The sequence below is a fragment of the Actinomadura formosensis NBRC 14204 genome (genome assembly GCF_001552155.1).
In the GTDB taxonomy this organism is placed as follows: Bacteria; Actinomycetota; Actinomycetes; order Streptosporangiales; family Streptosporangiaceae; genus Spirillospora; species Spirillospora formosensis.
On the sequence record NZ_BCQQ01000010.1, the window covers coordinates 20,444 to 33,599 of the forward strand.

Consider the following 13,156-nt stretch of genomic DNA (forward strand, 5'->3'; position numbering starts at 1 on the left):
ACGAGGTCATGAGCGCCAGTGTCAAGCCCCGGCTTGCCGGCCGGCAAGCCTTCGCCCGCGACGGAGTGCCCCGGGTGAGGACCTGGCCGGACGCGGCACCGCGTCCCGGCAAGCGCGGATCCCGACCTTCGCCCGGGGTCCCTGACCCCGGAAGGATCCGGCATGCCCACGCTGCTCGCCCATTCCCTCATCACGCCTGCTGTGACGCACCCCGAGGGGGTCCGGGTTCGCCGCATCCCCCGCGTTGTCGGGGCGGGCCTCCCCGTCCCCCTGCGGGCCGCCGCCCCCTGTCCGAGGGGTGGCGGGGCCGGCGCATCGGCCGGCTCGACGACGCGGTGGGCGGCGTCCGCCGAGCAGCGGCACGAGGCCGGGTCGCCGAACGTCCTCGGCGCGATCGCGCTCGCCGGGCCGGCGGCCCGCTGACCTGCGAACCACCGCGGACAGTCAGGTGAATATGCTTTTTGGTCCTGTTCGCCCATGTAGCGTAAGCAGTCGCGCGGGGACGAGCACGGAGGAAACAGGGGGTGGCGACCGTGGCCGACGCGTGGCGACCCACGTCGGAGCTTGAGCACCGGTTGCAGGAGACCGTACGGGCCGGGGACCAGGAGGGCTACTTCCGCCTCCTCGCGGACAGCGAACTCGTCGTCCCCGTCGCGCCCGATCTGGTGGACGGTGTCCTCGCCAACGAGACGCAGCCGCCATGGCCGACCCAGGAGGAGGACGGCCGTGTCCACGTCCTCGCCTACACCTCGGCGTCGGCGATGCGCGCCTGCCTCGGACCGTCCTACCGGCACTTCATGACGCTCCGGTTCGGCGACCTCGCGGAGACCTGGCCGGACGCCCGCTGGTGGCTCGCCGTGGACGCGCCCGCCCACGGCGCCGGCACCGTCCTGCCCATCGAGGCGCGGCTGCCGGCCTGGTTCGTCCGCCAGGTCGCCGAGGGCGACGGCCGCCCGCCCCGGGTCGGCCGCGCGCCCGCCCCCTGGGAGGAACTCCGCGACCAGCACCGCGACCTGCCCCGCCGGTCGCCGCGCCCCGAGTTCCAGCCCGCCAACGACGTCGAACGCGAACTGCTGCGGGCCGCCGCGAACAACGACCACGACCTGTTCCTGCAGACGCTCGCCGACACCGACGTCCTGCTGCCCGTCCCGGACGACATGGACTACGCGCTGCGTCCGGGCCGTCCCGGTTTCCCCTGGCAGACCCGGGAGGTGGACGGCGCCACGGTCGTGCCGGTCTTCACCTCCCCCGAACGCCTCACCGAGGCGTCCGGCCCGGGCGCCGAGTACATCAAGCTGCCGTTCACCGTCGCCCTGCGCTACTGGCCGAACCACGACTGGCTGCTCGCCATCAACTCCGGCTCCCCCGCCGGCGGGACCGTCCACGCCCAGCAGCTTCCCGGCCTCGCGACCTGGGCCGACCAGCGCGCCGCCCAGCGCATGACGGACCGCTTCGAACCGCAGAACGACATCGAACAGCGCCTCTTCGAGGTCGCCCGCCGACGCGACACCGACACCTTCTACACGCTCCTTCTCGGCGCCCAGGTCCTGGTGCCCGCCGACGCGGACACCCCGTGGGGCATCGTCCCCGGCGACCCCGACTTCCCGTGGCGCCCCGTCCCCGTCCACGGGCGGACGTCGATCCAGGTCTTCACGTCCCTGCGGTGGATGAACGAGGCCATCGGCTCGTCCCGCTTCATCATGCCGAGCCTGCACGAGATGATCGCCGCCTGGCCGGACACGGACTGGACGCTCGTCCTCAACCCCGGGACCCCGATCGACGCGTCCATGCCGGGTGACCAGATCCGCACCCTGCGCGGCCCGGCGACCCCGCCGTCGGCGTCCACGCCCCCGCCCCCGGAGACCCCGGCGGTCCCGGTGGCCCCCGCCGTCCCCTCGGCCGGCGAAGAGCTGCACGGCACCCTGGGACGCCACGCGGGCACGCCGCACGAGGACGCTCCGGGCGATGCGGGCCCGCCCCCCGTACCGAGCAGCTCGGGTCCAGCCGGCGGGCCGGGCCTTGAGCCCACGACGCCTCCGGGCGGAGTGCCCCAGGCGGAACACCGCGCGCCCGACCTGCCCGGCCCGGCCCGGCCCGGCCGCCACGCTGGCCTCCCCGCCGAAGAAGCACTGGGCAGTGGTACACCCGATGGCCCCGCCCCAGCGGAGCCCGGTCTCCCGCCGGCCGGCGCCGAGGGCGTTTCCAGCGAGCCGATCGATCTCGCAAACCCCGGTTCAGGCGATGAGCCTGCGGCAGGACGTGAACCCACGGCCCACCCCACCCCGCAAGCGTCCGGCGGGCCGCAGAACAGCGCCCCACCTGTCGAAACGGAAGATCCCACCGGTACCACCGGTGAGCCCTCCAGCCTCCCCCCAAGCACTCCTCACGACCCCGCTTCGGGCGGCACAGGCACATTCCACACGCAGGGCCTCGCCAGTGAGCCCGATAGCGTCCCGAACGCCGCTCCAGGCGGGGAGCCTGGAACGAGCCCTGAACCCACGGCCCACCGCGACCCCCGCCCGTCCGGCATGTCCGGCGCCCCGGAAGAACCAGGCCGCCACACGGGCATGCCCGGCCGACCGCATGGCAGCGCCGCACCCGCCGGAACGGGCGACCCCACCGGCGAACTCTCCGCCCCGGGCACAGCCCACGAAGCCGCTCCGGGCGGCGCAGGCGCGTCCAGCCCGCCGCAGGATCTTGCGGGCGGCGCGAACACCGGTCCGGACGTCCGGCCCGGCACGAGCCCGGAAGCCGCGGCGCACGACGCGCCTCTGGCGCCTGACCCGTCCAGTACGACGGAAGACATCGGCATACCGGGCGTTCCCCAGGAAGGCGTGCCGATCAGCGTTATCGCCACCGAGGCGGCGGGCGGGCACGGCGCAGCAGACCTCGGAGGCCGGCACGGAAGTGAGCCGGGCGGTTCGGGCGCGTCCCCCACGCAGGACATCGGCGGCGAGCCGGGCGCGGGACGTGGACCGGTGCCGCACACCGGCCCTCGCGCGCCTGACACACCGGGAGCGCCGGAGCCGCCCGCGGGCATGCCCGGCTCGCCGCGCACAGGTGCGCAGGGCAGCATCGCCGGCACGCCCACCGGCCCCGGCACGGAGGACCTCAGCCGCCGCCCGGGCTCAGCACACGAGCCCGCTCCGGGCGGCGCGGGCGCGGCCGGGACGGGGGACGTTGACGCCGATCCCGACGGTGAGCCCGGTGCGGTCCTGGAAGCCCCGGCACAGGACGCCCCACGCACGCCCAGTGCGCCGCACGAAGGCCCGCAACCCGGCGAGGCCGGTGAACGCGGCACGGACGAGTTCGGCCGGCACCCGGGCGCACTCCATGACAGCGGACCCGGCGACGGCGCGGGCAACGCGCGGAGCGTTGGCGGGGCCGGCACCGAACATCCCGGCGAGGCCCGGCGGGAGGGGGCCGCGGCCGTGCCCGGCCCGCGGGCCCTGCGGGCCGTCGAGGAGCCGGAGCCGGTGTTCGAGCCGGGCAACCGGGTCGACCAGGAACTCTACGAGGCCGCGCTGAGCGGGGACCCCGACGCGTTCCTGCGGGTGCTGCTCAACGCGAACGTGCTCGTGCCGATTCCGGATGAGGCGCCGCTCGAAGTGACGCCGATGCAGCGGGAGTTCCGGTGGGACGCGGCGCTGCGCGGGGAGTCGGCGGTCCAGGTGTTCACGTCGCTGGTGCGGCTGCGCGAGGTGCTGCCGCAGTCCCGGTTCGTCTACGCGGACTTCCGGGAGCTGATCGGCGCATGGCCCCGGGACGACTGGGCGATGCTGCTCAACCCGGGGACGCGCATCGGGGCGTCGCTGCAGGGCGACCAGGTGCGGGCGCTCAGCGAGTGGGCGATGCGGATCGGGCTCGTCCCGGCGCGGCCCGAAGTGCCGCTCCCGCCGCCGCGGCCGGAGCCGTCCGCGGCGCAGCTGCCGTCCGACCCCGACGACCGCGTCTCGGCCCCGACGATCATGCAGAAGGTCGTCCCGCACGGGCACGTCGCCTGGTACCTGGAGCAGGGCTACGACCGGGTCGGCGGCTTCGTCCACTCGACCGCGGACGTCGCCGAGCTGCAGACGCCCGTCCAGTTGTACGAGGCACTGGGGCTGCTCTACGCCGACTCGTCGTTCTCACTGGCCGACGAGGGCGTGTACGTCATCCGGTGGCCCGCGTACTGCCCTGATCTGTACCGGGTTCCGTTCGGCGGACAGGACGAGGCGGAGATGGCCGCCTGGGGCGAGGCCGGCTGGGTCATCGAGCGGCCGCCGTTCCTGGGCGGCGGCTTCGCGCCGGGAAGCGCCGGGTCGATCCGCGAATACAAGGTCGACAGCGTCCGGCTGCCGTACGGCGCGGAGATGTACTACCTCGGCCGCGACCGTTCCGAGCGGTTCGTGGCGATGTACGACCCCGACCGGCTCGCCTGGCTGCGGCCGGAGCCGAGTCCGGAGGTCCGGGACGGGTGGACGGAGGCCACGCAGTGATCCGGGACGGGTACGTCGCGCGCTGGCTCGGACGCGACTTCGAGGCCGCGCCGGGCGCCGACGGCGAGGTCAGGCTGTACGCGCCCGGCCCGACGGACGGGTTCGAGGAACTGCGGCCCGGACGCTTCCGCCGCATCGTCCCCGCGTCCGAGGTCGAGGACCTCCGGTACGTCCGGACGACGTGCCGCTGGCGCGGTGAGCGGTTCGTCATCGTCGGCGAGCACGAGACCTGGGTGCGCGTCGAATACATGGGCGGGCGGGCCCCGGTCGCCGAGGCTCTCGGGCTCGACCGCGTCGACCAGGGCATCTGGCAGGCGTGGGCCCCCGGCGCGGAGATCGAGGACGTCCGGGAAGAGTTCATCTGACCCCGGATGGACTTGATTTGCCCCGGTGATCCGTGTTCGCATGATTCCCGAGGCGATCCCTCAGTAGTGAATATCTGGCACAGGCGCTCAACGGCGAGGCGACGGAGGTGCTACGGCAGTGCTCTGCCGATCGGCGGTCAAACCGGTGTTCATCGGTCTCGGTGCGGCGGCCGTCCTCGCCGCCGGCGGCACATCAGCCATAGCCGCACCCCCGTCCCCCTCAGGCTCGGCCTCACCGTCCGCCTCCCGGCCGGCCACCACGGGCAGGCTCGCGGTGAGCATCAGCCCGCATGCTTCCGAGGCGGGCCCCGGTGACAGGGTGACGTTGCGGACGCACATCGAGGCCGTGGACGGCAGAGTCTCCGGCATCAAGGTCGAGCGCATCGTGGCGACCCCGCAGTCGGCGGACGCGACGGTCGAGAGCAGGTGCCTCTCTCCGTTCCAGGCCTCCGACTGCACCATCGAGAAGCTCAAGAGCGGCGAGTCCGCGAACGTCGAGTCGACGGTGTCCGTCCCCAAGTCCACGAAGAAAACGGTGACGGTGACGGTCACCGTGATCGTGAGTGCGACCGGGCTGAAGGACTCGACTCCGACCGCCACCGTCACCTACGTCGTGCCGGAGCAGTCCCCGACCCCGACCCCGACCAAGTCGCCCACCGCCTCACCGACGAAGAAGCCGACGCCGACCAAGAAGCCGGCCAAGCCGTCACCCAGTCACACGTCGTCGTCCGGGACGTCCCACGGGGGCTCGGGTGGCGGCGGCGGGTCCTCGTCCAGTGGCGGGTCGTCGTCCAGTGGCGGGTCGTCGTCCACCGGGACGGGGACCAGCACGAGCGGATACGTTCCGCCGACACCGAACTCCTCATTCGACGCCAAGCCCCCCGAGGTGGCGTTGCCGCAGATCCAGGCGCCCAGCCCGTCGGTCGCACCGAGCCCGGTGCCCGGGTCGGGGACACCGCAGAGCCGGTTGCAGGGCAACAAGGCGCCCGTCGCGCAGGACCTCACGTTCGAGCGGATGGCGAGCACGCAGATCGCCTGGCTCGCCGCCCTGCTGGTCGCGTTCTCGCTCCTGCTCACCCAACTGCGGCTCGGGCGGCGGCACACGCCGGCCGCCGCCGCGAAACGCGTGCGGGGAACCCACCGCCGCCCCCGCCGCGGCATGTTCGGCAAGTAACCGCACCGCGTCACGTTCGCACCGTTACCTGGCCCATCCGTCACGGGAGTCCCGGGTACACACAGGAATGACGACCGGCCCACGACGATGGTCTCTTCACCGTTGTCAAGCAATGCCAATCCAGCCAGACCAATTTCTCGGGTGGACAGGAAAGGCCGGGGCCACGCAAATCGCCTTGCGGGTCTTCGGGGGCGGTCCAGGAGAGTCAAGCCGCGGGCGCGGACACGGGTGTTCCCGGTGCTGGTCACCCACCCCTCCATCAGGGCGAAATGACTGGTGGATGCGCCCGGCCGGCCGGGCGGAGAACGGAGCGAGTGCGTATTATCCGCTTTTCAAAAATGCTCTCAGTTGATCAATCTTTGGTGAGGGTGTAGCAGGCTATTGCGGCGGCGGCCACGACATTGAGGGAATCGACGCCGCGGGCCAGGGCCGTTTCTTTCATGGGAATGCGGACGCGGTGATCGGCCTCGTTCAGCCAGCGGGACGAAAGACCGTCCCCCTCGGCGCCCAGGAGCAGCGCCCGGCGATCGGCCGTTTTCACCTCGTCGATGGGTTCCGCGTCCGGGGACGGAGTCAGGGCGAGGAGTTGGAACCCGGCGGCGCGGATCAGGGCCAGGTCGTTGTGCCAGTCGGTCATGCGGGCGTACGGGAGGGCGAAGACGGCGCCCATGGAGACCTTGACCGCGCGGCGGTAGAGGGGATCGGCGCAGCGGGGGGCGAGGACTGCGGCGTCGACGCCGAGGGCCGCCGCGCAGCGGAAGATCGCGCCGATGTTGGTGTGGTCGACGATGTCCTCGCAGATGATGAGGCTGCGGGCGGTGGTGAGGACGGTGCTCAGCGGGGGCAGCGGGAGGCGTTCGAGGGACGCCAGGGCGCCGCGGTGCACCTGGAAGCCGGTGATCGACTCCATGGTGGCGTCGTCCGCGACGTAGACGGGGGCGTCCAGGCCGTCCAGGACGTCCGCGAGAGGGGCGGCCCAGCGGCGCGCCATCAGCAGGGACCGGACGGGGTGGCCGGCACCGATCGCGCGGCGGATCACCTTCTCGCCCTCCGCGACGAACAGGCCGTGCTCGGCCTCCAGGCTCTTGCGGAGGTTCACGTCGCGGAGCCGTACATAGTCGGCGATCCGCGGGTCGGCGGGGTCGGAGACGGGGATCAGATCGGCCATGCCCCCAGTCTGCCGCCGCCGGGCCACCGGACGGTTCGTACCAGCTTGATCGCAGGATGTGAGAGCTGAGAGTAATGCCAGGATCGTCAGGCCATACGGTGATGACCTGCGTCATTATCACTTTTGATCTCTTTGTAACCTCTGGTTCGTACTACTACAGTGCCGGGGAGCATCGGCGGGTTTCGGGTGAATCGAGGGCAGGGCATGAGCGGACGTCATCGCAATGACTTCCCCGAGGGGATGGACGGCGGCTACGACCCGTCCAGACCCGTCTTCGGCCCGGCCAACGATGGGTCGTCCGACTGGTTCGGACCGCGGGACGGCCAGAGCGGGCCGCTCTCCCAGCCCCCGGCCGGGCCGCAGGGCGCGCCGCCCGGCGCGCCGGGTGAGGCGCCGGAGTGGTTCACGCCGCGCCAGTCGTCCGAGGAGCCGGTCTACGGTTCCGGCGGCACCTCCGATGCGGGCGGCTACGGGCTCGGACGGTCCGGTGGACACCCCCAGGGTGAACCGCGCTCCGCGTCCCCGCAGGGCCCCCCGCCCGAATCCTCGCCGCTCGCCGGCACCGGGTACAGCGAGTACGACTCGATCCGGAGTTCGGACGGCGGCCCGCCCGGTGCCTTCGGCGGTGGTTCGGGCGGCTCCGGCGGTTACGGCGGCGGTCCCGGTGGTCCGGGGCGTTCCGGCGGCTATGGCGGGGGCGGTTCGGGCGGCTATGGCGGGGGCGGTTCGGGCGGCTACGAGTACGGGCGCCGCAGGCGCAAGCGCAGCGCGACCGCGCTGATCGGGCCGATGGCCGGGGCGGTGGGTCTCGCGGTGCTGCTCGGCGTCGGCGTCTACGCGTTCGCCGAGAGCGGCGGCGGCTGCTCCGGCGACGACGCGATGAACCTGTCCGTCGCGGCGGCGCCCGACATCGCGCCGGCCGTGGAGAAGGCCGCCGGACGCTTCAACGACACCAAGCACAAGGTCGACGGCAAGTGCGTCAAGGCGACGGTGAAGAAGACCGAGTCGTCGGCGGTGACGACCCTGCTGTCCGGGCAGGCCGTGACGAACGAGCGCCCGGACGTGTGGATCCCCGACTCGTCCATGTGGATCTCGCTGGCCCAGTCGAACGCCGAGAAGGGCGCCGACCAGGGCGGCGTCGTCTCCACCAAGACCTCCGTCGCGACGAGCCCGATCGTCATCGGGCTGCCGCGGTCGCTTGCGATGCAGTTGAAGCAGCAGGGCATCACCGCCAGCCCGTCCTGGGACAACCTGCTGAAGGCCGCCGGCGGTGTCGCGGGCGGCGCGGTGACCAAGAACCAGATGATCCCGGCCGGTTCGGTGCGGCTGGTCGTGCCCGACCCGATGAGGAACGCGGCGGGCATGGGCTCGCTCATGGTCACGAGCACGCTGCTGGCGAACGACCCCAACCGCGACTCGATCTTCACCGGCATCGTCCGGACGGTCCGGGAGAGCACCGTCCCCACGGTGGAGGCGGAGTTCGCGGCGTTCCGCAAGGAGGGCGGCGGCAAGAAGCCGATCTCGCTGTCGTCCGAGCAGTCGCTCTTCCAGTACAACAGGACGAAGCCGGACGAGCCGGCGGTGGCGCTGTACCCGATCGAGGGCACGCTGTCGATGGACTACCCGTTCGCCGTCACCAGCAAGGATTCCGGCAAGCAGAAGGGCGCCCGCCTGCTGGAGCAGGCGATGACCACCGAGGCCACCCGCAAGGACGTCCACGAGCTGGGCTTCCGCACCCCGGACGGCAAGGCGCCGACCGGCTTCACCCAGGCGGCCGGGGTCAGCCCGGCCAGGCCGCGGCAGTTGCCCGCGCCGAAGCGCGAGGACGTAGCGAAGGTCATGCAGGCGTGGGCGAAGCTGTCGCTCGGGCTGCGCATGGTGACGCTGGTCGACGTGTCCGGCTCGATGGCGGAGAAGGTCGGCCCGAACGTCGACCGGCTGCAGGCCATCGCGCAGGTGTCGCAGGGCGGCCTCAGCATGATGTCGAACGACACCGAACTCGGCCTGTGGCTGTTCTCCACGAACATGAACGGCGACCTGCCGTACAAGGTGGCGGTGCCGATCGGCTCGCTCGGTGAGCGGATCGGGTCCAACACCCGGCGCGGCCTCGTCCTGTCGGCGCTCAACCAGATGCGGCCGAAGGCGACCGGCGACACCGGCCTGTACCGGACGATGCTGGCCGCGTACAAGGAGATGAACAAGACCTACAAGCCGGAGTTCGGCAACTCGATCCTGCTGCTGACGGACGGCAAGAACGACGACGACGGCGGTCCCACGCTGGCGGAGACGCTGAAGCAGCTGAAGGCCATGCAGGACCCGAACAAGCCGATCCAGGTCAACATGATCGGGTTCGGCAAGGGCGTGGACCGGGGCGAGCTGGAGCAGATCGCCGCGGCGACGAACGGCAACGTCCAGGTCGCGCAGACCCGGCAGGAGATCTCCAGGATCTTCCTGAAGATGCTGTCCCGCCGGATCCAATGATCACTCTCCGGTGATCTTACGGATGCGTCAGGTAGTTTCTGAATTTTTCCTGCCGGTCGCTGTGAACCCGGCACGGGAGTCGATCGTCAATCTAGTGGAGGCCCGACGGGGAGCGGGGCCGTCGGGCCTCCGACCTACTTTCCCACCCGGCTCGTCACGGGGAAGTGGCCGCCGGTGCGGCGGCGGGAAAGTCTTGTCGCTCCCTTTTCTTGGATCTTCCAGCCCGTCCCTGATGATGCGGACGCGGAATCCGAACACAGCCCGCGGGAGGACCTTGTGTCCGGTTGGCCCACTCTCGATCGCGCGGACGACGAACGCCTGGCACGGTCGCTGGCCGCAGGCGATCCCAGCGCGCTCATCCAGGTCATGGACCGCTACGCGGCGCGCCTGTACGACTACTGTCACGCGCTGCTGCGCGACCAGGAACAGGCGGCCGGCGCGCTGCACGACGCGCTCATCGCCGCCTACGCGCACGTGCCCGTCCTGCGCGAACCCGAGCGTTTCCGCGGTTGGGTGTACGCGCTCGTCCGTAACGAGTGCATGCGGCGGCTGCGCGACCCGGACCGTCCCCCGACGCGGCACGAGGCGCCCGAGGTCGAGGACGGCTTCCTGGACGAGGCCGAACGCGCCCGGCGGGAGGACGCCCGCCGGCTCGTGCACGGCGCCCTGTCGGGGCTGCGCGGCCGCGAGCGCGAGTCGCTCGACCTCATGCTGCGGCACGGCCTGGACGTCCTCGAAATCGGCGGCGTCCTCGGCCTCGGCGCGCAGGAGGCCGCGGATCTGACCGAGGCGGCCCACGCCCGCCTCGACGACGCGCTCGCCGCCGCCTACATCGCCCGCGCGGGGCAGGACTCCTGCCCCGCCGTCACCGCGATCGCCGGCGGCGGGGAGTGGCCGCTGCCGCCGCAGGTCGTGCGCGACCTCGTCCAGCACATCGAGTCCTGCCCGGCATGCGGGGCGCTGCGCGACCGGTCGGTGTCGGCGGCACGGCTGCTGCAGGTGCTGCCGGTCGCGATGATGCCGACCGACCTGCGCGGGCACGTCATGGCCACCGCCACCGATGCCGCGCTGGCCGCGGACATGGCCCACATCGCGAACCGTGCCGGGCCTCTGGACGAGTGGGGCTGGCCCTACACCGCCGACCGGACACCCGCCCAGGAGCCTTCCGAACGGCGCACTCCGCGCGCGCTCTGGCCGGCGCTGGCCGCCGCCGCCGCGGTCATCGTGGTCGTGGCGGGGGCCTTTTATGTGATGTCGGGCTCGCCCAGTAGAGGGGCGAGCGCGCAGGGGCCGACCGACAGGACGTCGGCGACGGTGCTCGACCCGTCCTCGCCGCCCGAGTCCGAGGAACCGTCGGATACGCCGACGCCCACGAAGAGCGCCACCCCCACGCCCACACCCACGACGACCTCCCCGACCCCGACGCCGACGGTGTCGCGCACACCGTCGTCCCGCCCGCCCGAGCCGCGCCCGACCCGGACCACGAAGAGGCCTTCGGCGGGGACCCTGTCGGTGGGAACTTGCACGGTGTCCCGGACGGGAGACAAATGCCCCATGAGCGTGACCGCGAGCGGCGGACCTGTGACCTGGGCGGTTACGGGGTACTCGGCCAACGTCAGGGCCGGTGGGAGCGGCACCCTTCCGAGCGGCGGCTCCACGCGCGTCCTGGTCGAACTCACTGGGCCGTGCACACCGGGCGGCTCCGGGACGGTGTATTTCTCTCCGGGCGGTAAGGCGGGCACCGTTACGTTCGACTGTGAGTCGGGCAACGGGAACGGCAACGGCAACAACTGGTGATCAAGTGTGGCCTAGATCACTTTTGAGCGGGCGAGTGCCGTCCGACTAGGAGAGACAGACACGCCGCGTACCGGATCCATCACGGAAACCCGCCCATCAGGGAGAAATTCCAGAAACTTGGTGGCAAGATCAGGCAACCAGAGTCGGCCGACAGGCGTCGGGGCTCACCAGGGGCATGATCGACAACACCACCGAATTCGACTGGGAGGGTTCCCGTGGCCGGTGAGCCAGGGGCCGGGCGGAACGACGACCTCAGGCTGGCGGAGGCGCTGCGAGCCGGGGACGTCATCGCCCTGACCGAGGTCTACGACACCTACGCGCCGTTCCTCTACGACTACTGTCACGGCCTGCTCCGCGACCGGGTCGAGGCGACCGGCGCGCTGCGCAACGTCATCATCGCCGCCCGCGAGCACGTGGAACGGCTCACCGAGCCGGACCGGCTGCGTGGCTGGCTGTACGCGATCGCGCGCAAGGAGTGCATGCGGCGCCGCGACAGCCCGAACCGGCACACCGGCCAGGAGGCGCCGGAGGCCGACGACGACCTGACGCCCGAGCAGCTGGCCCGCCGCGAGGAGCGCCGGCTGCTCGCCTACAGCGCGGTCGCCGCGCTGAACGGCCGGCAGCGCGAGGCGATCGACCTGTCCGCCCGGCATGAGCTGGACGAGGTCGACCTGTGCGGCGTCTTCGGGATCCCGCTGGAGGAGACGCTCGCGCTCGTCGAGAAGGCCCGCGCGGACCTCGCCACCGCGCTGCGCGCCGCCATCATCGCGCAGAACCACTGGAAGGACTGCCCCACCGTCGCGTCGCTGGCCGAGTCGTGGCCGCTGTCTCCGCAGACGGCCGCGTCGCTCGTCCGGCATGTGGCGAGTTGCCCGGTGTGCGAGCGGCAGGAGACGCCGCCGCTGCCGCCGGACCGGCTGCTGACCGTGCTGCCGATCGCGGCGATCCCCACCGACCTGCGGCTGGACGTGCTGACCGCCGCGACCGCCGAGGACCGCGCCGGCAACCGCCGCGCGATCGCCGCGTGGATCGAGCCGTTCGACGAGTACGGCTGGCCGCTCCCCTACGAGCCGACCGCCCCGCGCGCCCGCGACCGGGCGCCCCGGCGGCGCGCGCCGCTGCTCGCGGCCGCCGCCGTGGGCGTCGGGCTCCTGGTGCTGTTCGGCGGCGCGATGTCCTGGCTGAACAGCGGCAACAACGGGTCGAACGCCGCGGCGACCGGTCCGCGGACACCCGGGGACAGCGGCTCGCCCGAGGACTCGCGCGTGCCCGAGGAGACACCGACCGACCCGTCCCCCACGGTCACGTCCCCGTCCCCGACCGAGTCGAAGACGCCGTCGAAGTCCCCGTCGCCGTCGAAGTCCCCGTCCAAGACGCCGTCGACCAGCCCCCCGGCCTCACCGACGACGCGGGCGCCGAAGCCCTCGAAGCCGGGCACCCTGCGGGTGACGGGGTGCGACATGGACGACGAGGACTCCTGCACGGTCAGGTTCACCGCGGTCGGAGGCCCGGTGAACTGGCGGGTGACCGGCACGTCCGGGCCCGTCCGGGCGGGAGGCGCCGGTCATCTCGACGCCGGGGAGACGGGCGGCGTGTCAGTGTCGCGTTCGTCCGGCTTCTGCCTCGGCCGCCAGAGCGGTTCCGTGACGGTCTCGCCCGGCGGATCCGTGACGGTGTCCTACAGGTGCTGACG

At 72.3% G+C, this 13,156-nt stretch carries 8 protein-coding genes and 1 riboswitch; of the genes, 7 read left to right on the forward strand and 1 reads right to left on the reverse strand.

What is annotated here, in order from left to right:
* Positions 1 to 4: 4 nt before the first annotated feature.
* Positions 5 to 121, forward strand: a riboswitch (SAM riboswitch).
* A gap of 41 nt (positions 122 to 162) precedes the next feature.
* The 4 genes from AF1_RS04100 to AF1_RS34105 all read left to right on the forward strand — a co-directional run bounded on the left by AF1_RS04100 (position 163) and on the right by AF1_RS34105 (position 6,017).
* Positions 163 to 423, forward strand: coding sequence for a hypothetical protein (locus AF1_RS04100; RefSeq protein ID WP_067793649.1), 261 nt, complete (start codon positions 163 to 165; stop codon positions 421 to 423).
* A gap of 101 nt (positions 424 to 524) precedes the next feature.
* On the forward strand, positions 525 to 4,478 hold the full coding sequence (locus AF1_RS04105) for an SseB family protein (RefSeq protein WP_067793650.1): 3,954 nt from the start codon (positions 525 to 527) through the stop codon (positions 4,476 to 4,478).
* Positions 4,475 to 4,843: a hypothetical protein gene (locus AF1_RS04110; RefSeq protein WP_067793651.1), complete on the forward strand. Its 369-nt coding sequence runs from the start codon at positions 4,475 to 4,477 to the stop codon at positions 4,841 to 4,843. Before AF1_RS04105 ends, AF1_RS04110 begins: the two co-directional genes overlap by 4 nt.
* A 118-nt stretch (positions 4,844 to 4,961) precedes the next feature.
* Positions 4,962 to 6,017: a hypothetical protein gene (locus AF1_RS34105; RefSeq protein WP_131732592.1), complete on the forward strand. Its 1,056-nt coding sequence runs from the start codon at positions 4,962 to 4,964 to the stop codon at positions 6,015 to 6,017.
* Positions 6,018 to 6,369: 352 nt separating this feature from the next.
* Here the strand turns inward: AF1_RS34105 and AF1_RS04130 are convergent, their stop codons facing one another.
* On the reverse strand, positions 6,370 to 7,185 hold the full coding sequence (locus tag AF1_RS04130) for a TrmH family RNA methyltransferase (RefSeq protein WP_067793655.1): 816 nt from the start codon (positions 7,183 to 7,185) through the stop codon (positions 6,370 to 6,372).
* A 204-nt stretch (positions 7,186 to 7,389) separates the two neighbouring features.
* On the opposite strand from AF1_RS04130, the gene AF1_RS04135 reads away from it, so the two are divergent.
* From AF1_RS04135 to AF1_RS04145, 3 genes are all read left to right on the forward strand, one after another.
* On the forward strand, positions 7,390 to 9,666 hold the full coding sequence (locus tag AF1_RS04135; protein ID WP_067793656.1) for a substrate-binding and VWA domain-containing protein: 2,277 nt from the start codon (positions 7,390 to 7,392) through the stop codon (positions 9,664 to 9,666).
* A gap of 276 nt (positions 9,667 to 9,942) precedes the next feature.
* Positions 9,943 to 11,463 carry an RNA polymerase sigma factor gene (locus tag AF1_RS04140; RefSeq protein ID WP_067793657.1) on the forward strand — a complete coding sequence of 507 codons (1,521 nt, stop codon included), beginning with the start codon at positions 9,943 to 9,945 and terminating at the stop codon, positions 11,461 to 11,463.
* 215 nt (positions 11,464 to 11,678) lie between these two features.
* On the forward strand, positions 11,679 to 13,154 hold the full coding sequence (locus tag AF1_RS04145) for an RNA polymerase sigma factor (RefSeq protein ID WP_067793658.1): 1,476 nt from the start codon (positions 11,679 to 11,681) through the stop codon (positions 13,152 to 13,154).
* Positions 13,155 to 13,156: the final 2 nt, after the last annotated feature.

Coding starts and splice junctions, on each gene's coding strand:
- AF1_RS04100 (WP_067793649.1), top strand. CDS start 163: ATGCCCACGCTGCTCGCCCATTCCCTCATCACGCCTGCTGTGACGCAC.
- AF1_RS04130 (WP_067793655.1), bottom strand. CDS start 7,185: ATGGCCGATCTGATCCCCGTCTCCGACCCCGCCGACCCGCGGATCGCC.
- AF1_RS04135 (WP_067793656.1), top strand. CDS start 7,390: ATGAGCGGACGTCATCGCAATGACTTCCCCGAGGGGATGGACGGCGGC.